Annotated in this window: 25 protein-coding genes and 1 pseudogene; 10 read left to right on the top strand and 16 right to left on the bottom strand. The window is 73.7% G+C overall.

Annotated features, from left to right (window positions below; all coding sequences use genetic code 11):
* Nucleotides 1–94: 94 nt before the first annotated feature.
* On the top strand, nucleotides 95–1,372 hold the full coding sequence (gene serS, locus ACIQVD_RS23445; protein WP_402291559.1) for a serine--tRNA ligase: 1,278 nt from the start codon (nucleotides 95–97) through the stop codon (nucleotides 1,370–1,372).
* Between the two features lie 29 nt (nucleotides 1,373–1,401).
* Nucleotides 1,402–2,217 carry an HAD family hydrolase gene (locus ACIQVD_RS23440; RefSeq protein ID WP_400691551.1) on the top strand — a complete coding sequence of 272 codons (816 nt, stop codon included), beginning with the start codon at nucleotides 1,402–1,404 and terminating at the stop codon, nucleotides 2,215–2,217.
* Between the two features lie 100 nt (nucleotides 2,218–2,317).
* On the opposite strand, the gene ACIQVD_RS23435 is transcribed toward ACIQVD_RS23440, so the two are convergent.
* Nucleotides 2,318–4,123 (bottom strand): LCP family protein, encoded by a 1,806-nt coding sequence (locus ACIQVD_RS23435; protein ID WP_400691548.1) that lies wholly within the window; start codon nucleotides 4,121–4,123, stop codon nucleotides 2,318–2,320.
* A gap of 340 nt (nucleotides 4,124–4,463) precedes the next feature.
* On the opposite strand from ACIQVD_RS23435, the gene ACIQVD_RS23430 reads away from it, so the two are divergent.
* Together ACIQVD_RS23430 and ACIQVD_RS23425 are read left to right on the top strand one after the other, a co-directional pair.
* Nucleotides 4,464–5,183, top strand: coding sequence for a FadR/GntR family transcriptional regulator (locus ACIQVD_RS23430; RefSeq protein WP_400691545.1), 720 nt, complete (start codon nucleotides 4,464–4,466; stop codon nucleotides 5,181–5,183).
* Between the two features lie 75 nt (nucleotides 5,184–5,258).
* Nucleotides 5,259–6,506, top strand: coding sequence for a CynX/NimT family MFS transporter (locus tag ACIQVD_RS23425; protein WP_402291556.1), 1,248 nt, complete (start codon nucleotides 5,259–5,261; stop codon nucleotides 6,504–6,506).
* 85 nt (nucleotides 6,507–6,591) lie between these two features.
* Here ACIQVD_RS23425 and ACIQVD_RS23420 read toward each other — a convergent pair whose 3' ends face one another.
* From ACIQVD_RS23420 to ACIQVD_RS23365, 12 genes are all read right to left on the bottom strand, one after another.
* On the bottom strand, nucleotides 6,592–7,308 hold the full coding sequence (locus ACIQVD_RS23420) for an ABC transporter permease (protein ID WP_400691539.1): 717 nt from the start codon (nucleotides 7,306–7,308) through the stop codon (nucleotides 6,592–6,594).
* 11 nt (nucleotides 7,309–7,319) lie between these two features.
* On the bottom strand, nucleotides 7,320–8,237 hold the full coding sequence (locus ACIQVD_RS23415; RefSeq protein ID WP_282202063.1) for an ABC transporter ATP-binding protein: 918 nt from the start codon (nucleotides 8,235–8,237) through the stop codon (nucleotides 7,320–7,322).
* 9 nt (nucleotides 8,238–8,246) lie between these two features.
* Nucleotides 8,247–9,143, bottom strand: a complete 897-nt coding sequence (locus ACIQVD_RS23410; protein ID WP_100837129.1) for an ABC transporter permease — start codon at nucleotides 9,141–9,143, stop codon at nucleotides 8,247–8,249.
* The gene (locus ACIQVD_RS23405) at nucleotides 9,140–10,153 is read right to left on the bottom strand and encodes an ABC transporter ATP-binding protein (protein ID WP_400691534.1); all 1,014 of its coding nucleotides are present in this window, start codon (nucleotides 10,151–10,153) and stop codon (nucleotides 9,140–9,142) included. Before ACIQVD_RS23405 ends, ACIQVD_RS23410 begins: the two co-directional genes overlap by 4 nt.
* A gap of 178 nt (nucleotides 10,154–10,331) precedes the next feature.
* Nucleotides 10,332–11,351, bottom strand: a complete 1,020-nt coding sequence (locus ACIQVD_RS23400; protein ID WP_402291553.1) for a hypothetical protein — start codon at nucleotides 11,349–11,351, stop codon at nucleotides 10,332–10,334.
* Nucleotides 11,348–12,121: a hypothetical protein gene (locus tag ACIQVD_RS23395; RefSeq protein ID WP_402291552.1), complete on the bottom strand. Its 774-nt coding sequence runs from the start codon at nucleotides 12,119–12,121 to the stop codon at nucleotides 11,348–11,350. Before ACIQVD_RS23395 ends, ACIQVD_RS23400 begins: the two co-directional genes overlap by 4 nt.
* Nucleotides 12,118–13,023 (bottom strand): hypothetical protein, encoded by a 906-nt coding sequence (locus ACIQVD_RS23390; protein ID WP_400691526.1) that lies wholly within the window; start codon nucleotides 13,021–13,023, stop codon nucleotides 12,118–12,120. The genes ACIQVD_RS23395 and ACIQVD_RS23390 overlap by 4 nt, the downstream gene beginning before the upstream one ends.
* Nucleotides 13,024–13,057: 34 nt before the next feature.
* Nucleotides 13,058–13,867, bottom strand: a complete 810-nt coding sequence (locus ACIQVD_RS23385) for a hypothetical protein (RefSeq protein ID WP_402291550.1) — start codon at nucleotides 13,865–13,867, stop codon at nucleotides 13,058–13,060.
* Nucleotides 13,868–14,213: 346 nt separating this feature from the next.
* Nucleotides 14,214–15,377: a hypothetical protein gene (locus tag ACIQVD_RS23380; RefSeq protein WP_402291548.1), complete on the bottom strand. Its 1,164-nt coding sequence runs from the start codon at nucleotides 15,375–15,377 to the stop codon at nucleotides 14,214–14,216.
* Nucleotides 15,378–15,586: 209 nt separating this feature from the next.
* Complete coding sequence (locus ACIQVD_RS23375) at nucleotides 15,587–16,339, bottom strand: hypothetical protein (protein WP_402291546.1); 753 nt, start codon at nucleotides 16,337–16,339, stop codon at nucleotides 15,587–15,589.
* 2 nt (nucleotides 16,340–16,341) lie between these two features.
* Nucleotides 16,342–16,533 carry a hypothetical protein gene (locus ACIQVD_RS23370; RefSeq protein WP_400691516.1) on the bottom strand — a complete coding sequence of 64 codons (192 nt, stop codon included), beginning with the start codon at nucleotides 16,531–16,533 and terminating at the stop codon, nucleotides 16,342–16,344.
* 347 nt (nucleotides 16,534–16,880) lie between these two features.
* Nucleotides 16,881–17,789, bottom strand: coding sequence for a Crp/Fnr family transcriptional regulator (locus tag ACIQVD_RS23365; protein WP_402291544.1), 909 nt, complete (start codon nucleotides 17,787–17,789; stop codon nucleotides 16,881–16,883).
* A gap of 219 nt (nucleotides 17,790–18,008) precedes the next feature.
* On the opposite strand from ACIQVD_RS23365, the gene ACIQVD_RS23360 reads away from it, so the two are divergent.
* The 6 genes from ACIQVD_RS23360 (at nucleotide 18,009) to ACIQVD_RS23335 (ending at nucleotide 23,798) form a co-directional block, all read left to right on the top strand.
* Nucleotides 18,009–18,734, top strand: a complete 726-nt coding sequence (locus ACIQVD_RS23360; RefSeq protein ID WP_400691510.1) for a WXG100 family type VII secretion target — start codon at nucleotides 18,009–18,011, stop codon at nucleotides 18,732–18,734.
* Nucleotides 18,731–18,874 carry a hypothetical protein gene (locus ACIQVD_RS23355; RefSeq protein ID WP_402291542.1) on the top strand — a complete coding sequence of 48 codons (144 nt, stop codon included), beginning with the start codon at nucleotides 18,731–18,733 and terminating at the stop codon, nucleotides 18,872–18,874. Before ACIQVD_RS23360 ends, ACIQVD_RS23355 begins: the two co-directional genes overlap by 4 nt.
* 1 nt (nucleotide 18,875) lies before the next feature.
* Nucleotides 18,876–19,124: a hypothetical protein gene (locus ACIQVD_RS23350; protein ID WP_402291540.1), complete on the top strand. Its 249-nt coding sequence runs from the start codon at nucleotides 18,876–18,878 to the stop codon at nucleotides 19,122–19,124.
* Nucleotides 19,125–19,348: 224 nt separating this feature from the next.
* A complete protein-coding gene (locus ACIQVD_RS23345; protein WP_402291538.1) occupies nucleotides 19,349–19,510 on the top strand; it encodes a hypothetical protein in 162 nt (53 codons plus the stop codon).
* The gene (locus tag ACIQVD_RS23340) at nucleotides 19,507–23,334 is read left to right on the top strand and encodes an RHS repeat-associated core domain-containing protein (RefSeq protein ID WP_402291536.1); all 3,828 of its coding nucleotides are present in this window, start codon (nucleotides 19,507–19,509) and stop codon (nucleotides 23,332–23,334) included. Before ACIQVD_RS23345 ends, ACIQVD_RS23340 begins: the two co-directional genes overlap by 4 nt.
* A complete protein-coding gene (locus tag ACIQVD_RS23335; RefSeq protein WP_400691496.1) occupies nucleotides 23,334–23,798 on the top strand; it encodes a hypothetical protein in 465 nt (154 codons plus the stop codon). Before ACIQVD_RS23340 ends, ACIQVD_RS23335 begins: the two co-directional genes overlap by 1 nt.
* 146 nt (nucleotides 23,799–23,944) lie before the next feature.
* Here the strand turns inward: ACIQVD_RS23335 and ACIQVD_RS23330 are convergent.
* The 3 genes and pseudogenes from ACIQVD_RS23330 to ACIQVD_RS23320 all read right to left on the bottom strand — a co-directional run.
* Nucleotides 23,945–24,119 (bottom strand): annotated as a pseudogene (locus ACIQVD_RS23330) (DNA-binding protein); the annotation flags it as partial.
* 3 nt (nucleotides 24,120–24,122) lie between these two features.
* Nucleotides 24,123–24,284, bottom strand: coding sequence for a hypothetical protein (locus tag ACIQVD_RS23325; protein WP_402291534.1), 162 nt, complete (start codon nucleotides 24,282–24,284; stop codon nucleotides 24,123–24,125).
* Nucleotides 24,285–24,449: 165 nt separating this feature from the next.
* Nucleotides 24,450–25,411 (bottom strand): MFS transporter (locus ACIQVD_RS23320; RefSeq protein ID WP_402291532.1); only part of this gene is annotated, 962 nt, incomplete at its 5' end.

The following is a 25,411-nucleotide window of genomic DNA, read 5'->3' as shown; positions in this document are numbered from 1 at the left end:
AGACCACCGCACACCGCGCACCGGCCGGAACCCGCCCCCGGCCGAGCCGGGCGGCGTCCCGGAGCGCCCCCCGCCCACCGGTAGGCTGGAGCCCGTGATCGACCTTCGCCTGCTCCGTGACGACCCCGAGCGAGTGCGCACCTCGCAGCGCTCCCGTGGTGAGGACGTCGACCTGGTCGACGCCCTGCTCTCCGCCGACGAACGCCGCCGCGCGTCCGGCACCCGCTTCGACGAACTGCGCGCCGAGCAGAAGCAGCTGGGCAAGCTGGTGGCCGCCGCCAAGGGCGAGGAGAAGGCCGCCCTGCTGGCCCGCACCAAGGAGCTGGCCGCCGAGGTGAAGGCCGCCGACGCCGCGCAGGGCGAGGCCCGGGAGGAGGCCGAGCGGCTGCAGCGCTCGCTGGCCAACCTGATCGACCCGGCCGCCCCGGTCGGCGGCGAGGAGGACTTCGTCACGCTGGAGGAGATCGGCACCCCGCGCGACTTCGCCGCCGAGGGCTTCGAGCCCCGCGACCACGTCGAGCTCGGCCGGCTGCTCGGCGCGATCGACACCGAGCGCGGCGCCAAGGTGGCCGGCGCCCGCTCCTACTACCTGACCGGCCCCGGCGCGCTGCTGGAGCTGGCCCTGGTCAACATGGCGATGGCGCGGGCCACCGCGGTCGGCTTCACCCCGATGATCACCCCGGCGCTGGTGCGCCCCGCCGCGATGGACGGCACCGGCTTCCTCGGCCAGGCCGCCGAGAACGTGTACTACCTCGCCGACGACGACCGCTACCTGGTCGGCACCAGCGAGGTCCCGCTCGCCGCGTACCACATGGACGAGATCCTGGACGCCGAGCGGCTCCCGCTGCGCTACGCCGGCTTCTCCTCCTGCTTCCGCCGCGAGGCCGGCACCTACGGCAAGGACACCCGCGGCATCATCCGGGTCCACCAGTTCGAGAAGGTGGAGATGTTCGTCTTCACCACCCCCGAGGACGCCGAGGCCGAGCACCGCCGCCTGCTCCAGTGGGAGAAGGACTTCCTGAACGCGCTGGAACTGCCCTACCGGGTGATCGACGTCGCCTCCGGCGACCTCGGCTCCTCCGCCGCCCGCAAGTTCGACATCGAGGCGTGGGTGCCGACCCAGGGCAAGTACCGCGAGGTCACCTCCACCTCCAACACCACCGAGTACCAGGCCCGCCGACTCTCCATCCGGATGCGCGACGCCGACGGCGTCCGCCCGCTCGCCACCCTCAACGGCACCCTGGTCGCCGTCCCCCGGGTGATCGTCGCGCTGCTGGAGAACCACCAGCGGGCGGACGGCTCGGTGGTCCTCCCCGAGGCGCTGCGGCCCTTCCTCGGCGGGAAGGCCGTGCTGGAGCCCGTCACCAAGTAACGCCCCCTCTCCCAGGAGCACCCCGCGCCATGAGCACCGCACCCCTGCCCTACCGACTGGTCGCCACCGACCTCGACGGGACGCTGCTCACCAGCGCCGAGAACGTCTCCGCCCGCACCCGCGCGGCCCTGGGCGCGGTCACCGCGCTCGGGGCGAGGCACATCATCGTCACCGGGCGCTCGGCCGGCTGGACCAGGCCGGTGCTCGACGAGATCGGGTACGACGGGATAGCGGTGTGCGGGCAGGGCGCCCAGGTCTACGACGCGGGCGCGCACAAGCTGATCACCTCCGTCACCCTGGACCGGCGGCTGGCCGCGGTCGCCCTCGCCAAGATCGAGGCCGAGGTCGGCCCGCTCGCCGTCGCCGCCAACCAGGACGGCCTGGACGGCGAGGTGCTCGCCGGGCCCGGCTACCGGCTGCGGATCGGCGCCGAGCTGCCGCTGCGCCCGGTCTCCCCCGACCAGCTGCTCGCCACCCCCGTCAGCAAGCTCTACATCCAGCACCCCGAGCTGACCGACGACCAGCTCGCCGAGGCCGCCTGGTCGGTGGCCGGCCAGCTGGTCGGCATCACGATGGCCGGCGCGGGCATCGTCGAACTCCTCCCGCTCGGCCTGACCAAGGCCACCGGCCTCTCGCTGGCCGCCCGCCGGCTGGGCGTCACCGCCGCCGAGACGATCGCCTTCGGCGACATGCCCAACGACGTCCCGATGTTCCACTGGGCCGGGTACGGCGTGGCGATGGGCAACGCGCACGAGCGGCTGCGCGCGGTGGCCGACGAGGTGACGGTCGACAACGACGAGGACGGCGTGGCCGTGGTGCTGGAGCGGGTGTTCGGGCTGCGCTGAGCCGCACCGCCCCGCGGGGACGGCGGAGGGGCCGGGCGTCCGCCCGGCCCCTCCGCCGTCCGTACCGTCCTGCGGTGACCCGCCGTCACCTGCCGTCCGGTCAGCCGTAGCTGACGTTGGAGCAGGCGTCGTCGTCCGCCGAGCGGGCGTTCTCGGCGACCTGGGAGGCGACCGGGCCCGGGTCGGTGGCGCCGGCGGCCGGGGCCGTGCCCGCGTAGTCCTTGCCGAGGATCAGCGTGACGCCCGCGCCGCCGCCCGCCTCGACGGTCGAGCCGGGGAACAGCGCGGCCACCGCCTCGGCGTGCGCCTTCTGCCCGGCGGAGCCGTACTGCACCACCGTGGTGGCGTGGTTCTGGCTGGCCGCGTTGCCGGTCGCGGTGATGGTGTAGTTGGCGGCCTTGAGGGTCGCGGCGGCCTTGGTGCCGAGGCCGCCGGTGGTGGTGCCGTTGTAGACGGCGACCTTCACGCCGGTGCCGTCCGCGGGCGGGGCCGGGGTCGCGGTCGGCGTGGCCGGGTCGGGACTCGGGGCGGCGGTGCCCGCGCTGGCGTCCTTCCCGTCCAGGGTGCGGTCGGCCTTCAGCGCGGCCCAGAGCTGGTCGACCTCGGGGTGGTTGAGGCCGATCCGCTCGCCCTGGTAGTGCCAGGGGGTGGTGAGGAACTTGATGTCGTGCAGGTCGATGTTCTTGAGCGACATCGCCAGGTCGGTCAGCTTCTGCACGCTGCCCAGGTCCTCGTCCACCGTCAGCGACTTGGTGGCGGCGTCGGCCAGCGGGAACAGGCTGGTCGGGCTCATCCCGTTCGCCTTGACCTGCTTGATCAGCGAGGAGAGGAACGCCTGCTGGCGCTGCATCCGGCCGACGTCGGAGCCGTCGCCGATGCCGTGGCGCAGCCGGACGTAGTCCAGCGCGGCCTGGCCCTCGACCTTCTGGACGCCCTTCGGGTAGACCAGGTTGCCCTTGCGGGGCAGGTTGGGGTTGATGTCGCGCTCGTAGATGTCGTTGGGCAGGCAGACCTCGACGCCGCCGACCGCCTTGGTCATCGCGGCGAAGCCCTCGAAGTTGACCACGATGGTGTGGTCGACCCGGAGGTTGGTGAGCTGCTCGACGGTGTTCTGGGTGCAGGCCGGGTTGCCGTCCTTGAAGTTGCCCACCGAGAAGGCGCTGTTGAACATGACGTCGGTCTGGGGCTTGGTCCAACTCTTGTTGGCCAGCATGCACTTGGGGATGTCGACCAGGGCGTCGCGGGGGAACGAGACACCGACGGCGTGCTTGTGGTCGGCGTAGACGTGCAGCAGGATCGTGGTGTCGGAGCGGGCGCCGCCCTCGTCGCCGCCGCCGAGGTCCTTGTTGGCGCCGTCGCGCGAGTCGGAGCCGATCAGCAGGATGTTCATCGGCTTGTTGCCGTTGGCGTCGGCCTGCGCCTCCGGCGGGCGGCTCTCGCTGACGCCGGCGCTGTCCCAGGAGGAGAGGTTGGCGTTCAGCCGCCAGTAGAGGAAGCCTCCGGTGCCGACCACGGCGAGGCTGGTGCCGACCAGGCTCCAGACGACTATCCGCTTGGTCCGGCGGGGCGGTTTGCGGCGGCCCTGCGCGGCGGCCCGGCCGCCACCGCCGCCGCCCTGCGCGGCCCGGCGGGCCTCCGCCCGTCCGCCGCCACCGGCACCGCCACCGCCGGCACCGCCGCTGGTGCCGCCACCGGCTCCGGGGCGGCCCTGGGCGGCCCGGCGGGCCTCGGCGCGGCCCCGGGCGGGGGCGGCGCTGTCGTGGTCGGGGGAACGGCGGCGCGGAACGGTCGGCGCGGGTGCGTCGTCGCGCCGGGGGGCGTCCTGCCGGTAGGTGTCCCCCTGCGGCGGGAGGTTCTCCCACCAGCCGGGGTCCTCGCCCGACGACCCCGCCCTGTGGCCTGTCATACCTGCACCCTTCACCGGAGGCTGCCGTCGGGCGCCTCTGCCACCGCGCCGTCCGCCCGGATCGGCGCGGCGGACGGATGAAGCCGGAGAGCGGAGCATACAAAGGGATCATTTCCGAGTCACCGCCCGGGGCACCACTCCGAGCAATGGAACGCCGGCACGCGGACCGCCGGTTCCCGCCCCGGGTGTGAGACGCACAACGCCGCGCACGTCCCACCCGCCCCGGTGGTGGGCGCGCGGGGCCGGGAGGCGCGGGACCGGCCAGTTGTAGGATGACCGGGCAAGGGGTTGTAGGATGACCGGCGTCGGTCGGTCGGTGCGTACGGAGAGGAGCCCGGGCGTGGAGGGGTTGCAGGCGGCGGGGCGGCGTTCGTTGGTGGACGCCGCGATCGAGCAGCTGCGGGAGCAACTGGCGTCCGGGGTGTGGCCGGTGGGGGCGCGGATCCCGACCGAGCACGAGCTGGCGGAGCGGCTCCGGGTGGGGCGCAACACCGTGCGGGAGGCGATCCGGGTGCTGGTGCACGCGGGGATGCTGGTGTCGCGGCAGGGGGAGGGGACGTTCGTCCGGTCGACGAGCGACCCGGCGTCGGTGCTGCGCGGGGTGCAGCGGTCGGGGGTGCGGGACGTGCTGGAGGTGCGGGCCGCGCTGGAGACCGAGGCGGCGCGGCTGGCCGCCGAGCGGCACACCGCGGAGGACCTGGCCCGGATGCGGGCGGCGCTGGAGCGGGAGGCCGCCGTGATGGCGGCGCACCCTGAGCGGGCCGGCCGGGAGGCCACCGTCGAGCACGACCTGGAGTTCCACACCGCCGTGGTGGAGGCGGCGCACAATCCGGCGCTGACCGAGGTCTACCGGTACTTCGGGGCCTCGGTGCGGGAGTCGATGCGCACCGCGTTCGGCGACCACGAGATGCCGGAGGTGGCGATCGCCACCCACGCGGCGCTGGTCGACGCGATCGAGAGCCGGGACCCGGAGCGGGCCGAGGCGGCCTGCCGGGCGCTGCTGGCGGAGCCGACGGCGGCGGTGGAGCAGCTGCTCGCCGAGATCGCCGCCCGGAAGTAACGCCCGGTCAGTCCGGTCGACCCGGTTCCGCCCCTTCCCCGTTCCGTTCCACCCGCACAGAGAGTCAGCCCCGCCATGTCGGTCACCCGTGCCGTGCCGCCCGTCCTCGACCAGAAGGCCGGCGGCCGGACCGCCGCCCCGTACGCCCACCCCGCCCTGCTGCTGGCCGGGATCGTGCTGGTGGCCCTGAACATGCGGGCCTGCCTGGCCGCGGTGTCGCCGATGGTCGCGGAGATCCAGCGCGCCTTCGGCCTGTCCGCCACCGCGAGCGGCCTGATCACCACCGTGCCGGTGCTGTTCCAGGGCGTGGGCGCGCCGCTCACGCCCCGGCTGACCCGGCGGTTCGGCACCGAGCGGGTGGTGCTGGGCGCGGTGCTGGCGCTGGGCGCGGGCGTGCTGCTGCGGGTGCTGCCCTCGGTGGCGGCGCTGTACGCGGGCTGCGTGGTGATCGGCGTGGCGATCGCGGTGCTGAACGTGTCGATGCCGGGCCTGGTGAAGCGGGAGTTCCCGCAGAGGGCCGCGGCGATGACCGGCGTCTACTCGACCACCATGCTGGTCGGCGCGACCATGGCCGCCGGGCTGTCGGTGCCGCTGGAGCACGCGCTGGGCGGCGGCTGGCAGGCGTCGCTGGGGGCCTGGTCGGTGCTGGCGCTGGTCGCCGCGGTGGCCTGGCTGCCGCAGGTGCTGAAGGCCCGTCAGGAGCGGACGGTGCCCCTGCGGGTCGCCCCGGTGACGCCCGTCCCGGACTTCGGCACCAGCTCGTGGCGGTCCGGGCTGGCCTGGCAGATCAGCGTGTTCATGGGCATCTCCTCGCTGCTGGTGTACACCCTGGTGGCGTGGATGCCGACCATCCTGGCCGACCACGGGATGCCGCGCGGCGAGGCGGGCCTGGTGTTCGCGTTCAGCAACCTGGTGCAGGTGGTCGGCGCGTTCCTGGTGCCGCTGGCGGCGGGCCGGATGACCCGGCAGCGCGGGCTGGCGCTGGTGATGGCCGGGCTGAACGGCGCGGGCGTGCTGTGGCTGCTGCTGGCGCCGGTGTCCGGGGCCTGGTTCTCGGCGACGGTGCTGGGCCTGGCGCAGGGCGGTTCGCTGGGCCTGGGCCTGGCGTTCATCGTGCTGCGCACCGACAGCGTGCCGGGCGCGGCCCGGCTGGGCGGGATGAGCCAGGCGGTGGGCTACCTGGTGGCGGCGGCCGGCCCGGTCGGTGCGGGTGCGCTGCACCAGCTGACCGGCGGCTGGGACGCGACGCTGCTGGTGATGCTGGTGCTGGCCGCGGTCGCGGCGGTGGCGGGCTGGGGCGCGGGCCGCAACCGGACGGTGTGACGGGGCGGGAGGACGGACGGGCGGGAAGGTCGTCGACCTTCCCGCCCGTCCGCGTGTCCGGGGCCCGCGGCCGGTGCCGCCGGGCCTACTCCTCGCTGCCGAGGGTGAGTCCGGCCAGCTTGACCGAGGCGACGGCGGTGGCGCCCGCCGCGACGACGACCAGCAGCCAGACCGCGGTGGTCAGGCCGACCGGGGCGGTGACGGTGCCGTCGGCGGCGACCGCCTCGGTCAGGGCCAGGCCCCACTGCTGGACCGAGAGGGTGCGGGCGCCCTCGACGTAGTTGCCGATCAGGGACTCCCAGATCAGCGCGTAGGCGAGGCCGGCGATCACCGCGTGCCGGGTGAGCACGCCCAGCAGCAGGAACAGCGCGCTGTAGGCGGCGCCCGCGGCGAGCGCGCCCACCCCGTAGCCGAGCGCCACGCCGTCCCCGGGGCCGTACAGGATCAGGCCGGCGACGTAGGTGGGGACGGCGGAGAGCAGCCAGGTGCTGGCGACGGCGACGGCCAGCTTGGTGGTGACGATCTTCCAGCGGGGCAGCGGCTTGGCGAGCAGGTAGACGATCGAGCCGTCCTCGATCTCGGTGGCGATCACGCCGGTGCCGACGATCAGGCCGGTGATCGGGACCAGGGTGCCCAGGGCGAGGCTGCCCAGGACGCTGTGCGCGAGGTCCAGCTCGTCCAGGGTGCTGTTGCCGGCGATCACGGCCAGGACCAGCAGCATGACCGGGACGGCCAGCAGGACCAGGACCCGGCGGCGGCCGAACAGGCCGCGCGCGGTGAGCCGGGCGACGGTGGTGTTCATCGGTGGGCCCTTCAGGACGAGACCAGGTACGAGAAAACGCTTTCCAGCGACTCGTCGGCCGGGGAGACGGTGTACAGGCGGATGCCGGCCTCGCGGGCGACCTTGGGCAGCAGGGTGGTGAAGCCCTGGAAGTCGATCGCCTGGATGCGCAGGGCCTTCTCGGCGGCGTCGAGTTCGATGCCCGCGGTGGAGCCGTCCGCGATCAGCGCCGAGGCGAGCCGCCGGTCGTCGCTGGAGCGCACCAGGTAGCGGTGCGGGCGGTCGGTCATCAGGCGGCGGATCTCCCGGAAGTCGCCGGACGCGGCGTGCCGCCCGGCCACCACCACCTCGATGTGGCGGGCCAGTTGCTCGACCTCCTCCAGGATGTGCGAGGAGAACAGCACGGTGCGCCCGTCGGCGCCGAACCGGCGCAGCAGCTCCATCAGGTGCAGGCGCTGGCGCGGGTCCATGCCGTTGAACGGTTCGTCCAGCAGCAGCACCGAGGGGTCGTGGACCAGCGCGGAGGCCATCTTGACCCGCTGCTTCATGCCCTTGGAGTAGGTGCCGGTGTGCCGGTCCTGGGCGTACTCCATCTCGACCAGGGCGAGGGCGTGTTCGGCGGCGGCGCCCGGGTCGGCCAGGCCGTGCAGTTCGGCGTTGGCGAGGACGAACTCCCAGCCGGTCAGGTAGTCGTACATCGACTCCTTCTCGGGGACCAGGCCGATCTCCCGGTAGACCTCCTGGTTGCGCCAGATCGGGGTGCCGTCGAGGGCGACGGTGCCGGAGGAGGGGGCGAGGAAGCCGCTCATCATGTGGATGAGGGTGGACTTCCCGGCGCCGTTGGGGCCCAGCAGGCCGGTGATGCCGGGTCCGATGGTCATGGTGACGTCGTTGACGGCGACCACGTTGCCGAACCAGCGGGAGACCTTGTCGATGGTGATGACGGCCATGGCTGCCTCTCAGACGTTCCGGTAGCGGCGCAGCATCAGCGCGTAGCCGCCGGCCGTGAGTGCGACGAGCACGGCCGCGAACACCGCCGCGCCGGCCGCGCCGGGGGCGTGCAGGACGGTGGCGCTGTCCGTCCCCAGGCCGAAGAGCCGGTTGGCCAGGGCCTCCACCAGCTGGGACGGCGAGATCAGGAACGCCCAGGCGGCGGAGTCCGACCGCAGCGGGTCGAGGCCGCCGTTGAGCGCGTAGACGATCGAGGCCAGCGCCCGGGTGATCATCAGGACGCCCATGATCGCGGCCACGCCGAAGCCGCGGCGCGGGGTGGCGGCGGCGATCAGCAGGCCGAGCGAGGCGTACAGCAGCGCGTACAGCAGGGCCGCGACCAGGCCGTACAGCAGGTGCAGCAGGTTGTCGCCGAGCGGGAACTTCGCCAGCAGCGCGCCGACGAACAGCAGCAGCAGCGGCGTGGACAGCACGATCATCAGCGCGCTGAACATCGCGGCGAACTTGGCCGCCACGTAGTCGCCGCGGGTGGCCGGGCGGGAGAAGTACAGCGGCACCACGTGGTGCCGCAGGTCCCGGGACATCAGCACGGGGGCCTGCGCGGCCAGGAAGATCTGCGGCAGGACGACGAACGTGGCCAGGTAGTCGGCGTAGTCCATCGGCATCTTGTCCAGGTGCGCGAACAGCGCGATCGCCAGCATCGCCAGGGCCGGCGCGGCCATCCCGCCCAGCAGCAGGAACGGCAGCACCTTGGACTTGCCGGAGCGGCCCAGGCCGAACGCGGCCCGCAGGCTCTGCACGTACAGCGAGCGGGTGGCGTACCGGCGGCCCAACCGCGGCCCGGTGTACGGGCGGTAGCCGATGTCGTGGATGACGCCGCTGTGGGCGTCGGCGGGGGTGGTCATGCCTGCTCGCCTCCTACGGCCGCGGCCCGGTACGTGTCGTGGCCGTACTCGCCGTACTCGCCCGGCTCGTCCTCGTCGGACCGGGTGCTGAAGATCTCGGCGACCCGGTGGCGGCGCTGCTCCAGCCGGATCAGGCCGAGGCCGAGGTCGTCCACGGTGTCGCGGACGGTGTCGTACGTCTCGTCGCCGGCGATCTCCACCAGCAGGATGCGGCTGCCGTCGGCGCGGACCGTCAGGCCGGCCGCGGTCAGCCGCTCGCGCAGCACCGCGTCGGCGTCGAAGGCGCGGTCGACCGGGTGGTCGGTGACCTCGACGGCGAGCAGCTGGGTGGTGCCGGTGAACGAGGCGGTGGAGGAGGACCGCAGCAGCTTGCCGCCGTCGATCACCACCAGGTGGTCGCAGGTCCGCTCCAGCTCGCCCAGCAGGTGGGTGGTGACCAGCACCGAGATGCCGAAGTCGGAGTGGATGCGGCGGATCAGCCCGAGCATCTCGTCCCGGCCGACCGGGTCGAGGCCGTTGGTCGGCTCGTCCAGCAGCACCAACTGCGGGTCGTGGACCAGCGCCTGGGCCAGCTTCACCCGCTGCTTCATGCCGGTCGAGTAGCCGCCCATCGGGCGGTAGCGCTCCTCGTACAGGCCGACGTGGCGCAGGGTGTCGGCGGTGCGCTCGCGGGCCGCGGCGGCGGGCAGGCCGGACATCCGGGCCATGTGCACCACGAACTCGGTGGCGGACACGTCCGGCGGCAGGCAGTCGTGCTCCGGCATGTAGCCGACGCGTTCGCGGATCGCCGGGCCCTGGGTGGCGATGTCCAGGCCGAGCACCTGGCCGGTGCCCTCGGTGGCCGGGGACAGCCCGAGGAGGATCTTGATGAGGGTGGACTTGCCCGCGCCGTTCGCCCCGACCAGGCCGACCACGCCCGGCTGCACCTCCACGGTGAGCCGGTCGAGTGCGGTGACCCGGGGGAACCTCTTGGTGAGGCCGTCCGTCTTGATGACTGTGGACACGGTCATCAACGTAGCCGTGCACCGGCGGCCCGCGGAATGCGCTGGGAAGCCGGGCTTCCCTCCCCCCACGGGATGACCGCCCGGCCCCGCCCCCTAGGGGACGGGGCGGCGGGCCGGTGCCCGAGCGGCGCCCGACGGTGCGTCAGGGTGCCGCCCGGGCCGGAACGGCCCGCCCGGGCCGTGCTCAGGACAGCATGCTGCTCTGTAGGGCGACCACCTGCCGGAACGCCTGCACCGGGACGCCCTGCGGGTTGGTCAGCTGGACCATCGCCACCACGTCGCCGCTCTGCACCCAGCCGACCCGGCCGGTGGGCATCCCGTGGGCCTGCTCGTCGGAGAGCCGGACGTCCACCCGCCCGAAGGCGATCGGGTACGTGCCGCCGGCGTCCAGCTGCCAGGACGCGATGTCCTTCGTCCCCGTCATCAGGGTCGCGCCGGCGAAGTAGTCGGCCGCCTCGTCGCCCGTCCCGAAGTGGAACAGCCGCAGCTCGGTGCGGGTGCCGTCGGGGGTGGTCCAGCCCTGGGCGGCGGCGCCCCGGCAGGCGTCCGTGGTCAGCCGCAGGGTGTGCGCGTCGTCCTTGGCCAGCATCGCGTCGCGGTCGCACGGGATCCAGCGGCCCGCCACCGCGGGCAGGGCCGGCCCGGCGGACCCGGACGCGGTCCCGGACGGCGTCGCGGACGGTGCGCCGGAGGCCGTCGCGGCGGCGCTCGGGGACGCGGACGCGCTCGGGGACGCTCCCGGGGAGGCGCTGGACGACGGATCGGCCGACGGGTCGGCCGACGGACCCGTGGCGACCGCGCCCTTCGGGAGCGGCAGCAGCAGCCCCCGCAGGTCCGCCGCGTGCGTCCTGACCTTGTAGTCGGACGGGGCCGAGGCGCCCGCGGGCAGCGGAGGCAGCGTCAGTTCCGGGAACGCGTACCGGCCGTCGTTCGGCGTGGCCAGGCCCGGGACGTCGGTGCGGTCCGGCAGGGTCACCAGCACGGCGGTCGCCGCGCCGGTCACCAGCGTCAGCAGCACCGCCGCGCCGACCTGCCACCCGCGCCGGCGGTCGGAGCCGGTCCGCGCCCCGGCCGGGGCCTCGGCCGGGGGCTGGAACGGGTCCGGGGCCGGGGGCGCCCAGGGGTCCAGCGGCTGCGCGGGCGGCGGCGGGGTGGCCGGGGCCGCGGGGGCGTCCGGCTGCGGAGGGGTGGTGTCACTGCTCATGCGGCGGCTCCCGGTCGGGCCAGTCGGTCCAGTTGCTGGCGGAACAGGTCCACGACCTTGTTCTGGTCGAGGGGTGCCACGCCCGAGACCCGCAGCTGCACCAGCAGGTCGCCCTCGGCCGAGTAGCAGGTCACGTAGTCGAGTTGGTCGCCGGCCTGGAGCGCCGGCAGCGCGCAGCGCGCGTCCGGGTGGCCCGGTACGTCCGGGCCGCGCCGGAACAGGTCGCTGTCGTCGACCAGGGCCCCGAACAGCGCGTTCTGCTCCGACACCGTCTGCTGGTTGAACTGGGTCAGCTTCAGCACCGCCATCAGCCGGTTGTCGAACCGGGTCAGGCTGCGCACCCCGATGCCGGTGAAGTGCAGGGTGGAGAGCGCGTCCTTCAACTGGCCCCGGTACTTCTCCGGGACCTCGTCCAGCAGTTCCTCCTGGGCCCGGGCCAGGTCCGCGCCGCCGAACTCGTCGTCGTTGCCGAGGTCCTTGTAGTCCGGGCCCAGCCGGTACCCGTCGGGCACCGGCAGCAGCAGGTCGCGCAGGCTGCCGAAGTGGTTGCCGTTGGACTTGGCGCCCCACGGCGCGGGCGTGCCGACCGAGGGCGCGGGGGCCGCGGCGGCGACCGGCGCGGCCGGCTCGTCGCCGTAGTGCACCCGGATCACCACCTCGCCGATGCCGACGCCGAGCAGCGCCGCCGCGACCACCGCGGCGACCGCCTTCGGGGCCCGTCGGCGGGGTTTCACCGGGGCGTCCGTCCCGGGGGATTCGATGTCGGTCACGCGAGTCGCTCCCACTGGCGCTTGGCGATGTCTTCGAGTTGCGCCCGGTCCACCGGCTTCTCGGCGTAGACCTGGACGGTCATCAGCACGGTGCCCTTGCGGGCGAGCGCCTCGCCGTAGTGGTAGGTCTCGGTGCTGCGCGCGTAGGTGTAGGGCTGCTTGGCGAGCAGCAGGACGCCCTCGTCGTTCCCCGGGAACTTCGACACGTCCATGTCCGCGGTGGCGCTCGGGGTCATCCCGGTGATCGCCTCCACCACGGACTCGGGCACGTACTGGACCAGCATCACCTGGTAGACGTCCTCGCCCGTCTTCCAGCGCACCGTGGCGGCGCGGCGGAAGCCGTTGCCGAGCATCCGGACGAACATCTGCTCGCTGTCGCCGAAGGTCTCCGCCCGGTCGGCCGGGGACAGCCAGCCGTCGCCGTCGCCGTCCTCGCCGGTCAGGTCGGTGCTGCCCGACGGCGGCTCGACCAGCAGCTTGCGCAGGTCGCCGTCGATGTCGAGCGGCGGCGGACCGGCGGCGGCCAGCGCGGCGGCGTCCACCCGCTCGGCGGAGTACGTCATCTTCGGCGCGGTGAGGGCCGGCAGCGGCGTCGGCGGCCGGGACGCCTGGATCGCGTAGCCCACCCCGGCGCCGACCACCGGGCCGACCAGCACCGCGGCCAGGAACAGCGCGCCCGCGCCGAACCGCCGCCTGCCGCGGGCGGGTTCGGCGTCCGGGCGGCCCGACTCGATCAGGTCGGACCCGGGGTCGAGGGGTGCGACGGGGGCAAGGGGTGCGGCGGGGTCGAGGGGGGCGGTGGGGTCAAGGGGTGCGGTGGGCGGGACGGTCGGCGCGGGTGGCGCGGACGGCTCGGCAGCGGCCGTCCCGGGCTCCGCCGCGTCCGCGGGTTCGGTGCTCAACTGGTGCTCCTGGAAAGAGGGTTCGGGACGTCCGTCAGCCGTTGGCAAGGCGGTCGCGCGCACGTTTCATGGCGTCGGCGAGCAGCGCCTTGTCGGGGTCGCCCTGCACCTGGACGGTGACCTCGTAGACCACGTCGCCGACCACGCCGATGCCGACCAGCTCGCCGGTGTACGCCTGCTGCTCGGGCTTGAAGACGTAGCCCCTGGCGTTCGACACCCCGTCGACGCCGAACGAGGGCTGGTCGTAACTGGTGTTGTCGGCGAAGCCCTGCGCCCGGTCGGCCCGGCCGAAGCGCCGCAGGTCGGTGCGGACCTCGGACTTCCCGTCCCGGGTGCGGTAGGTGCGGGTGGCCGCCTCCTTGAAGCCCCAGGAGTCAAGGACCGCCTTGATGTCCACGTCCTTGCTGTACTGGGCCTGGAGGTCCGCCATGCTCATCATCGCGCCGTCCGGGGAGCCGTACGGGTCCGCGTCGTCGGGCACGGGCAGCAGGAAGTACCGCAGGTCACCGCTGTGCTTGCCGCCCGAGACGCTGCCCCGCAGGGTGCTGGCCGGACGCGGGGCCACCGTCGGCGACGGGGTCGGCGCGGCCGACGGCGTCGGGGTCGGACTCGGCGTGGCCGACGGGCTCGGGGCCGCCGACGGGGACGCCGCGACGGCCGCGACGTGCCCGGAGCGGTCGGGCCGGCCCACCGCGACGGTGACGGCCGCGCTGGCCGCGGTCACCGCGAGCAGCCCGGCCACCGACAGCACCACCCCGGCCGCCCGGGGCAGCCGGCGCGGGGGCCCGGCGGGGGCCGCCTGCGCGTCCTGGGTCTCCTGGGCCTCAGCGGCGGGCGCGGGCACGGGCTCCGGCCCGGACGCGGGCGCGGGCGCGGGTGCGACGGGCGGGGCCGTCGGGGTCGGTGCCGGGGCCGGAACCGAGGCCGGGGTCGGCGCCGGATCCGGGGTCAGGTCCCGGTCAGGGGACGGTTCGGGAACGGACAAGGGTCTCCCCCCAGGGTTCACATGGCGGCCCGCGCAGCGGCGCGGGCCGTCCCCCCGGTCGGCCCGAACGCGTTCGTCATTGCGCGGTGCACGAATTATGTGAGACCTGTGTGGCCCTCAACAACACGGTTCCGCCGACCAATCGCCGTAATCCACGGCCAATCGGACAGGCCGTGACTGAACCGCAACCCGGAACCGGAGCGGTTCAGCGCCCCGCCGGCCCCTCCTCGGCGGACGGCTCGGCCGCCGTCCCGGGCTCCGCGGGCGCCCCGGGCTGGGAAGGAACGGGCGCGGACGGCGCGGACGGCGCGGGCTGGGCGGGCGCGGGCTGGGACGGCGCGGACGGCGCCGCCTGCGGGTAGCCGTACGCCTCGGCGAAGTGGATGCCGGCCGCCTCGGCGAGCGCGATGTCCAGGCGCTCGTTGCGGATCCGGCGGTCGATGTAGAGCACGCCGTTGACCAGCGGGACCAGCGGGCCGGTCGCCAGCGTGCCGAACAGCACCAGCAGCGAGTAGCCCACCAGCACGGCGGTCATCGTGCCGTGGCTGAGCTGGAGCCGGGCGGGTTCGCCCTCGAAGTCGACGGAGCTGAGCGGCACCAGCACCGACAGGACGATCGTCAGCGGGTAGCTGATCACCCCGGCCGCGACCCGGCCGATGGCGATGACCAGCGCGGTGAGGCCGAAGCTGCGCCACCAGTTGCCCCGGTTGAGCTGCCAGGCCCGGCCGATCGCCGCCTTCGGGGTGCTGTCCTCCAGCACCAGCACCGGGACCTGCGGGGCCAGCCGCACCACCGCGTAGACGCCGGCGATCCCGACGGCCGCGCTCAGCAGGAGCAGCAGCAGGAACAGCGGCGCGCTGCCGGTGACGGCACCGAGCCCCACCGCCAGGCCCAGCAGCAGGACGTTCAGCACCAGCAGCGGGCCGTACAGCAGCGCCATCGAGGCGACGGCCGCCCCGAGCCGGGGGCGGGCCTCCTTCCAGGCCTGACCGGCCGTCATCCGGCGGCCGAGGGTCGCGGCCCGCAGCACCACCGTGGCCAGCGGTCCGGCGATCACGTACTGCACGATCCCCAGCAGCAGGATCAGCCCGAAGACCACCAGCAGTGGCCAGCACAGCGCCCACAGTTGGTCGCCGGTGGGCACTTCGCCCTGCGAGGTGTCCGGGAGGGCGTTGTAGGCGTCGCCGAGCCGGCCCGCCAGCAGCACCGACACCACCACCATCGGCACCGCCAGGACGCCGGTGACCGCCGTGAGCGGCAGGTAGAGCGCGCCGGTGTAGCGCCGCACGGTGTCGAAGACGGCGCTGAACATCTCCCCGAACGCGAGCGGGCGCAGCGGCAGCACCCCGGGCTTCGGCGCGACCGGCACGGCGCCCCAGGGGCTCCGCCCCCAGCCCCCGTTGGGGTGGCCCCCCGGCTGTCCGTACCCCGGCCAGTACCCCGGCCCGCCGCCCGGCCCGTGGGCCCCCGGCCCGTACGGCTGCCCGCCGCCGTGCTGCTGACCCGGACTGCCGCCGTCCCCGCTCATCCGTACCCCTCCATGGCTCCGGTCCCGTCCTTCGGGCTCCGCCACCGAGCCTAGGGCCCGGTTCGGACCACCACCGAGGCACCCCACTGATCAGGTCCGGGCTCGGACCCGGTGTCGCGCCCGGTCCGCCCGTCCCGCCCGTCCCGCTCGTCCCGGTCCTCGTCGACGCCGGGGGCGGAGCAGCCCGGTCGGGGCCGGCTGAACCGGCCGGACCGGCGGGGGCCGGGGTCGGTCGGCCCGGCCGGACCGGTCGGCCGGTGGAGGTCCGGGCGTTGGAGGTCCGGGCGGTGGAGGTCAAGGCGGCGGAGGTCCAGCCGGTCCTTCGGGCGGTCGAGCCAGCGTTTCCACGCGGCGGTGTCGGCGATGCCCAGGAAGTGGAGGCCGCCGATCTCCTCCGCCCGGTCGAACAGTTCCTCCACGCCGCCGAGGAGGCCGGTGAACCAGCTGTCGGTGATCTCCAGCCGCCCTTCCAGCAGGCGGACCGAGACGGCGCCGTCGAACGGAGCCGGTTCCGGTTCGCCGAGCAGCAGGGCCCGCCGCAGCGCCTCGCCCCGCGCCACCACGTCGAGGTCGCCGATCCGGTCGCGCAGTCCCCGGACGTACAGGGGGGCGCTCCCGGCGATCAGCAGGTCCTCGGGCGGGAGGCCCAACTCCCCCAGCAGGACGAACGGTTCGGTGTGCAGCCGTTCCGGTAGCAGGGGCGCCGCCTCCCCGCCGGGGCCGGCCTCGCGGGGCGGCGCCGGCTGCTTCCGGCACCCCCGTCCGCGGCCGGCCCTGGAGGGCGGGCGCCCCTGTCCGGTCACCGCTAGACCTTGAAGGAGGCGAACGCGGCGATCAGCGGCGGAAGTACGGCGATCAGTCCGGCCAGCGCGGTGATCACGGCCGCCACCTTGAGCGGGGCGCTCCCGCTCATCCTGGCGACGGCGAAGCCCGCCAGGCCGAGGGCGGCCAGCGCGACCACCGCGCCGACCGCCGCGATCCAGATGTTGGTGTCCAAACTGCCTCCCGGAAGGGGTGTCTGCCGAGCCCTGGGCACCGGCGGCCCCGGGGCGCCCTGGTAGGGGGGTGCCGCGTCTCGCGGGCGGCCGGTGGAGTCCACGCTACGAGCCGGAAGTGCCGGGCTCCAGGGCTTCGGGCGGCTCGGAACGGAGCGCGGAAAGGGCGTCGGACTCTCTACTTTGAGCAGGTCTTGGCCCGGTCCGGGCATCTACCCTGATCAGGCTGTCGCCGGGTCCTCCTGCCGAGCCCGCCGCAGTGCGACCGTGGGTGGAGCCGCGGGGGTGGTAGCCCGCAGCTCCCACCTGCGCACGTCCAGGTGCCGGTCGTCGGTCCGGCGTAGCCCGGCTACGTCCCCGCCGGGAGCCCGGTGGCCGTCCCGCCGATCGCCCTGTCGACCGTCCCGCCGACCGCCCCGTCGACCGTCCCGTCGGCCGGGCGGGAGAGCACCGCCAGCTCGCTGAGCGCGTCCAGGTCCAGGACGGTCAGCCGCCGGTAGCTGGTGTCGATGAGCCCGTTCTTCCTGAGGTGCTGGAGCGACCGCGTCACCCCCGCCGTGGACGAGGAGATCAGCGCGGCCAGGTCCTCCTGGCTCAGCGGGACGGTGATGGTGATCCCGGTGCCCGCGGGCTCCCCGTAGGTCTCCGCGAGTTCCACCAGCGCCCGCGCCATGCGCACCTGGAGCGGGTAGCCCCCGGTGTCCACCCGGGCCCTGGTGGCCGCCCGCAGCTTGCCCGCCACGGCCGCCACCAGGGCGAGGGCGATCTGCGGCTGCTCGCGGAAGAGGCGCACGAACTCGCCGTGCTGGATGGCGCGCGCCCGCACCGCCCGGGCCGCGGTCACCGTGGCGGAGCGGGGCGCGCCGTCGATCGCGGCGAGCTCCCCGACCACGTCGCCCGCGGCCCGGATGGCGAGCAGGCTGGTGTGCCCCTCCCGGGTCGTGGACGTGACCTTGACGAGCCCCTTCTCGATCAGGAGGAGGTGGGAGGCCCGGTCCCCCTCCCGGAGGATGACCTCGCCGGGGGCGTAGGACGCCACCCGCCCCGCCCGCAGCAGGAGTTGCCGCGACGGCGCGGACAGCAGGCCCAGGTACGAGCCGGTCGGCCAGACCGCGTCGGCCGTCCGCCGCCGTTCGCGCCCCGCGGGCCGGACGGTCCCGTCGACGCGGTCACCGGTGGCGCCGTCGGCGCCGTCGCCGGGGGTGTCACCGGCGCCGTCGTCGGGGATGTCGTCGGTGGGCGGTGCACCGGTGTTCACGCAGCACCTCCGCGGTCTGGGTCCGGTCCGGTCCATGCTCCCAAAGAGCGGGCCCGCTGGGAACGCGCCGTCCCGGACCGCCGACGGCCGGCACCACCGTACGCGCGGGCCCGGTGCACGCGGTCAACGTTGCGCAAAATCCCCCTCCCGCCCGCCCACCCGTGGTTACGGTCGCCCGGATGTGCGCCGGATGTGCGGACGTCTTCGGGGGGGCTTGGCGTGGCGATCGAACTGCCCGGCGAGGTGGTGGACTTCCTCTCGATCATCGGCATCAACTGGCCGACGGTGAACGAGGACAAGGTCCGCGAGTTCGCGGGCCACGTGCGGGAGTTCGCGGAGAACGTGGACGCCTCGCACCAGCAGTCCACGGCGACGATCCAGCAACTGGGCCAGGCCTACGAGGGCGCCTCCTACGAGGCGCTGCTCGCCAAGTGGGCGGCCGTCTCCGACCAGCACCTGAACGAACTCGTCCAGGCCTGCCACGTGGTGGCGCAGGCACTGGACGCGGCGGCGGACGTGATCGTGGCGATGAAGGTGGAGACCATCGCCGAACTGGTCGCGCTGGCCGCCGCGTTCGTCGCCGACCAGGCCGCCGCGATCGCCACCCTCGGCGCGGCCGAAGCCGCGGTGCTCCTGATCGAGGAGGCCGCCAAACGCCTGATCAACTACCTGGAACAGCAGTTGGAGCAGTACGTCATCGGCCAGGTGGTGGAAGCCGCCATCAACCCGCTGGTGGACACCGTCGCCAACGCCGTCCAGGGCATGGTCTTCCAGGCCGCCGAAGGCGCGCTCGGCGTCTCCGCCGGCGGCGCGGGCGGCACCGGCTTCCGCATCGACCCGGACGCCCTGGACGAACACGCCCGCACCATGCACGACCACGCCGAGACCGTCGCCGGCCACGCCCAGGCCTTCCAGTCGAAGATCGCGGGAGTGAGCTTCGAGTGAGCAACCAGATCGTCAGAGCACTCGAACACGGCGCGCAGAAGCTCGGCAGGACACTCGCCGAGGACGCCGGCAAGGCGCTGGAGTCCTTCTCCCGCGAGGCCGGCGGCTCAGGGGCCCCGGCCCAGGACGGAAGCGCGTGAAATGACCTGGGTGGTACTCGGCTTCGACCGGAGCAGCGACTCGCTGGTGGTGGAGTGGGAGCTGCCCGCGAGCTTCACCGAGGACGACGCGGCCCGGCTGGTCGGACCGCACCCCGACCTGGTCGGGTCGTCCTTCCCGCTCCCGGAGAGCCGGCTCGCGGCGGTCTCCGCGCTCCTGGGTGTCCGGACGGACACCGATCGGATCGCCTACTTCCTCGAAGCGCAGGACGATTCCCGGGGAGTCCGCTGACCCGTGGGGTGGCGCGGGGTCGCCGCTGTGCGGCCGGGTCCGGTGGCGTCGCCGCGTCCGAGGCGGGCCGTGGCGGTGAGGGCCGCGTCGACGGCGTACGCACGGCCGTGCGCCGTCGGCCTGCGCGCCTCCATGGTCAAGGTTTCGGAAAGTCCCTCCTTCCCGGTGTGCGGCCGTGGTTACGGTCGCACGGATGTGCGGGCGTCTTCGGGGGAGGTCTTGGCGTGGCGATCGAGCTGCCGGGCGAGGTGGTGTCGTTCCTGTCGGTGATCGGGATCGACCGGCCGACGGTGCACGCGGACGAGGTGGGTGAGTCCGCTCCGCACGCGAGGGGGTTCGCGCAGGGCGCGGGGTCCTCGTACCGGGCGGCGGTGAGCTCCGGATGAGCAACCAGATCGTCAAGGCACTGGAGCACGGCGCCCAGAAGCTCGGCAAGACGCTGGCCGAGGACGCCGGGAAGGCGTTGAAGGGCTTCTACCGCAAGGCCGGCGACAACCTGAAGAAGGTCGCCAAGAACGTCCGGGACGTGGAGGAGAAGCACGTCAAGGACCTGGAGAAGATCCTCAAGGGCGAGGGCAAGGACGGCCTGCCGCACCCGCGCTCCGGCGGTGGACGGCGCGGAAAGGACGGCACCTCGCACCCCGGGGGCCGGGGGCGCGAGCAGGTCGGGAGCCCGCGTACCGAGGGCCGCCCGCTGGACACCCGGTGCGGTGGCGGCGAGCCCGTCGACATGGCCACCGGGCGGATGTACATCGACCAGGTCGACGCGAGCCTGCCCGGCTCGCTGCCGCTGCGGTTCACCCGCGGCTTCGACTCCGGCCTGCGGACCGGCCGCTGGATGGGCCCGAGGTGGATCTGCACCTTCGACGAGCGGCTGGAGATCGACGAGCACGGCGTCGTCCACGTCCGCCCCGACCGGATCACCCAGGCATACCCGCACCCCGAACCCGGCGACCCGGTGCACGCCTCGGCCGGCTCCCGCCACGAACTCGGCCTCGTCAATGGCCGCTTCACCGTCACCGACCCCGCCACCGGCCTGGTCAAGACCTTCACCCCCACCCCCGACGGCGACGAGGCGCTGCTCACCGAGGTCCGCGACCGCCACGGCCGCCACTACGCCCTCGCCTACGACCCCGACGGCGTCCCGCTCTCGATCACCCACTCCGGTGGCTACCGGCTCCTGGTCACCGTCGACAACGACCGCATCACCGCCCTGCGCCTCGCGGGCGCCGGGGACAACGGCGGCGACGCCCTGCTGACCCGCTACAGCTACACCGACGGCCACCTCGCCGCGGTCTACAACTCCAGCGGCAAGCCGATGCGCTTCACCAACGACGCCACCGGACGCCTCACCTCCTGGACCGACCGCAACGGCTCCCAGTACGTCTACCGGTACGACAGCCTGGACCGCGTGGTCGACGAAGGCGGCACCACCGGCGCCCTGCGCTTCACCTTCACCTACGGCGACCCCGACCCCGCCACCGGCCTGCGCACCCACACCGAGACCAACGCCCTCGGCCGCACCACCACCTACACCGTCAACGACCACGCCCAGATCACCGCCGTCACCGACCCCCTCGGCCACACCACCCGGTACGAACGCGACGACCACGACCGCCTCCTCGCCGAGACCGACCCGCTCGGCCGCACCACCCGCTACGAGTACGACGGCGCCGGCGACCTCACCGCCATCACCCGCCCCGACGGCGGGCGTTCCACTGCGCAGTACGCCGACCTCCTCGGCCTTCCGGTCACGATCACCGAACCCGGCGGCGCCACCTGGCACCAGACGTACGACGAGAACGGCCTGCGCACCGCCCTGACCGGCCCGCTCGGCGCCACCACCACGTACGCCTACGACGGGCTCGGTCACCTCGCCGGCACGACCGACGCCCTGGGCCACACCACCCGAGTGCGCTGCGACCCCGCCGGTCTCCCCGTCGAGGTCACGGACCCCACCGGCGCGGTGATCCGCTACGACCGGGACGCCTTCGGCCGGGTCGTGGCGATCACCGACCCGCTCGGCGGCACCGTCCGGTCGCGCTGGACGGTCGAGGGCAACCTGGCTGAGCGGACCCGCCCGGACGGCAGCACCGAGCGCTGGACGTACGACGGCGAGGGCAACGCGCTGACCCACACCGACCAACTCGGCCTGACCACCGCGTTCGAGTACACCCACTTCGAGACGCTCGCCGCCCGCACCGCTCCCGACGGTGCCCGCGTCGCCTTCACTCACGACGCCGACATGCGGCTGATCGCGGTCACCGACGGGCTCGGCCGGACCTGGCACTACGACTACGACGCCGCGGGGCGGGTGACCGGCGAACGCGACTACCAGGGCCGCACCCTGACATACCGGCTGGACGCCGCGGGACAGGTCACCGCGGTGACCGATTCGCTCGGCACGGTCACCGAGTACTCCTACGACCTGACCGGCCACCTGGTCCGGAAGAACGCCGGTGGCCGGGAGACGGCCTACGCGTACAACGGATCGGGCCACCTGGTGCGGGCGGAGAACGCCGACGCGACGGTCGTCCGTACGGTCGACGCCCTCGGCAACCTCTTGGAGGAGACGGTCAACGGGCGCACCCTGCGCATCACCCGCGACGTCCTCGGCCGCCGCACGAGCCGCACCACCCCCACCGGCCGCTCCGGGACCTGGACGTACGACGGCGCAGGCCGCGCGACGGCGCTGGACACCCCGGACGGAAGCATCGCGTTCGGCTACGACCCGGCCGGTCGTGAGACCCACCGGACCTTCGACCGGCGGCTCGTGCTGACCAGCGAGTGGGACTCCAGGCACCGGATGACCGGGCAGTCGGCCCGTACGGCCGACCGTACCCTGCAGCAGCGCAGTTACGACTACCGCGCCGACAGCTCGCTCGTGACGGTCGAGGACCTGTGGGGCGGTCCCCGTGCCTTCGACCTCGACCCGGTCGGGAGGGTCACGGCCGTCCGGGGAACGGAGTGGGAGGAGAGCTACGCCTACGACCCGGCCGGCAACATCACCCGCGCGTCGTGGCCCGCGACCGGCACCACCCGGTCGGCCGTCGGTGAGCGGACCTACTCCGGCACCCTGATCTCCACCGCGGGCCGGACGGCCTTCGAGTACGACGCCGCAGGTCGCACCACGGTGCGCCGGGTCACCCGGCTCTCCCGCAAGCCCGACGCCTGGCACTACACCTGGGACGCCGAGGACCGGCTGACCGAGGTCACCACCCCGGACGGCAGCCGTTGGCAGTACCGCTACGACCCGTTCGGCCGCCGCATCGCCAAGGAGCGGACCCCCACCTCCGGCAGCGCCGGGGAGCGCACGGACTTCACCTGGGACGGCCCGGTGCTCGCCGAGCAGACCACCTCCGCGCCCTACCTCCCGGGCCCGCACACCCTGAGCTGGGAGCACCACGGGATCCGTCCGCTCACGCAGACCGAGACCATCAGCACGGCGGAGCGGGTGGACCGGCGGTTCTTCGCGATCGTCACCGACCTGATCGGCACGCCCACCGAACTGATCGACCCGGCCGCCGAGTCGATCGCCTGGCGCGCCACTCCCACCCTCTGGGGGCAGACCACCTGGCCGTCCGACAGCACCACCTACACGCCGCTGCGCTTCCCCGGCCAGTACTTCGACCCCGAGACCCGCCTCCACTACAACGTCCACCGCTACTACAACCCCGAGACCGCCCGGTACCTGACGCCGGATCCGCTGGGCCTGATCCCCGGCCCGAACCCGGACGCCTACGTCACCAACCCGCACACCTGGTGCGACCCGCTCGGCCTGTCCCCCCACCAGAACCACCAGGGGCCGCCGCGGGGTGAGCACAGCAACCCCTTCGACTCCCGCGAGGAGGCCGAGCGGGCGGCCTTCGACCTGGCGGGCGTTCCGTACGGGGAAGAACCGATCGCGGAATGGAAGGTCGTCGGGGACAAGCGGTACCGGAACATGCCGGGACATGTCTACTCCGAAGATCCCACGCACTGGGGGAATTTCCGTCAATTCGAGACGGAAAACGGTTCCCGCGTGGTCGTGGAGCACACCGACGACCCCGCCGGCCTGCACTTCCACGCCGGAAAACCCAAGTACGACGACACCCGGGAATTGGTCAATTTCGGCTGGGACAACTCACCCGAGGGCTACACCAGGATGGAACGCTACGGTAAGATGAACAAACCTGGCGGAGACCACCACTTCTTCTACCGGAGGAAATAATGCCGGCCCCTTCCGAGGATTCGAGAAGGCTACTGCTGGAAGCCGCCGGTCTCACCGTCCTCGGCGCGCCGGACGAGGCCGGCCTACCGTCCCCGGGCGAGGTCTGGCAGTCGGTCATCGGCTTCCTCGTGGAACCCGACGCCACCGTTCCGCTCAGCACCTCCGACTGGGCCGCGCAGGTCGACGAGCACTGGCTCCGGCTCTCGCGGGAGTCCGAACTGCTCGCCCCCGACGGGACTTTCCTCATCCACGTCGGAGGCCACGGCATGGGCCGCCTCGGCTGGGCCCTGGTCCGCTGGAACGACGACGCGCACTTGGCCGCGCACCTCACCGACGGCCCACAGCAGCCGGAGTTCGTCGCCATGGCACGCGACGGCCACACCTCCTGCGGCGTGACGACCGAGGAGTACGACGTCTGGCTGGTCCGCTCCACCCCCGTCCCCGAGAAGACGCCGGGCAACTGATCGACTGGGCGGGGCACCGCACGGTCCGTGATCTTCGCGGGCTGGGGCTCGCGCAGATCACGACCCCGCGCGCCTGCCGGCGCGAGCCCCGCTGCCCGACCTGTCGAAACACCCACCAGGAGCCGTTCAGGTTCCGCTCCGGCTCGGATCGCGATCGGTCGGACCCGTGAACCGCAGAGCTTGGCCGTGTCGTCGACGTCCGAGGTGAGCACGGCCACCGGCCCCGGCCGGCGGAGCGCCATCTCGGCGACAGTGGCGTCGACGGCGTCCTTGTGGCCGTGCAGCCTCTTCGGTCGCGAGGAGTTCGCTCGCGGCGCGTGCCGCTCACGCCGCGTCCGCCGGAGTCGAGTTGCTGCGGTGGGCGGCGTGGTGGGCGCGGACGCGCTCCGCCCTGGCCGCCACCTCGGCCGGATCGACCGGGCCGTGTTCCGCTTCGGCGGTGGCGATGTACCCGTCGATGGCTTCGCGCTGGAGCTGCCGCTGCACGGCCTCCTCGATGTAGGAGCAGACCCCCTGCTTCCCGGCGCGCGCGAATCGCCTCCCACGTCTCGGCCCGCGAGGAGACACTGGTGATCCGGGCCCGCATCCGACCGCGACCGGCGCCCCGCCGGGAGGGGCGGGGCGCCGGTCGCGGTCGAAGCACCGGAGGGGTCAGGCGGGGTGCTCTTCGGTGCTGTGGGAGTCGGTGAGGGTGAGTGCGCCGAATGCGGTGATGAGGCCGACGACGGCGGCGAGGATGGCGTAGGTGATGCGTTCGCCGTGGAAGAAGGAGTGGACGAGGGTGTTGCTCCAGGTGCCGGCGGGGAGCTGGGTGGTGACCAGGGCGGCGATCAGGGTGCCGACGACGGCGGTGCCGACGCTGCTGCCGACCTCCTGGGCGGTGTCGTTGAGGGCGGTGCCGATCGAGGTGCGGTTCTCGGGCATCTTCTCGACCAGGGCGATCGCGCAGATGGTCATCACGGTGCGCAGGCCAATCGTCATCACCACCATGCAGACCGCGATGGCGGCGTAGCCGTGCGAGACGCCCCAGGCCAGGCCCGCCAGCGAACCCGACAGGCAGAGCGCGCCGATCAGGCAGGCGATGCGGTGGCCGAAGCGCTTGGCGAACCATTCGGACAGCGGGGTGGCGGCGAGCATGGTGACGATGATCGGCAGGTTGGCCAGGCCCGCTTTGACGGGGCTCCAGCCGTAGGCGTACTGGAAGTGCAGGATCAGGCCGAACATGACGGCGGCCATGGCGATGGCGGTGCCGATCTGCGCCACGGCCGCGCCCCGGACGGTGCCGTTCGAGAACAGCCGCAGGTCCAGCATCGGCGAGGCGGTGCGGCGCTCGTGCCAGACGAACACCGCGCCCGCCAGCAGGGCGCCGAGGATCGAGCCGAGGGTGGCGGCGGAGGTCCAGCCGTGGTCGACGCCGCTGGTCAGCGCGTAGCAGGCGAGGCCGATGGCGGCGACGCTGAGGAGCGCGCCGGGCAGGTCGAGGCGGTCGCGGGTGAGGTCTTCGGGCCGGTCGGCGGAGACGCCCAGGCGCACGCCGATGGCGGCGATCAGTGCGATCGGGGCGTTCACCAGCAGCAGCCACTGCCACTTGACGTGGGCCAGCGCGGTGCCGC

The organism is Kitasatospora sp. NPDC090308, from assembly GCF_044769485.1.
In the GTDB taxonomy this organism is placed as follows: domain Bacteria; phylum Actinomycetota; class Actinomycetes; order Streptomycetales; family Streptomycetaceae; genus Kitasatospora; species Kitasatospora fiedleri.
This window is presented reverse-complemented; position numbering and strand designations above follow the sequence as displayed.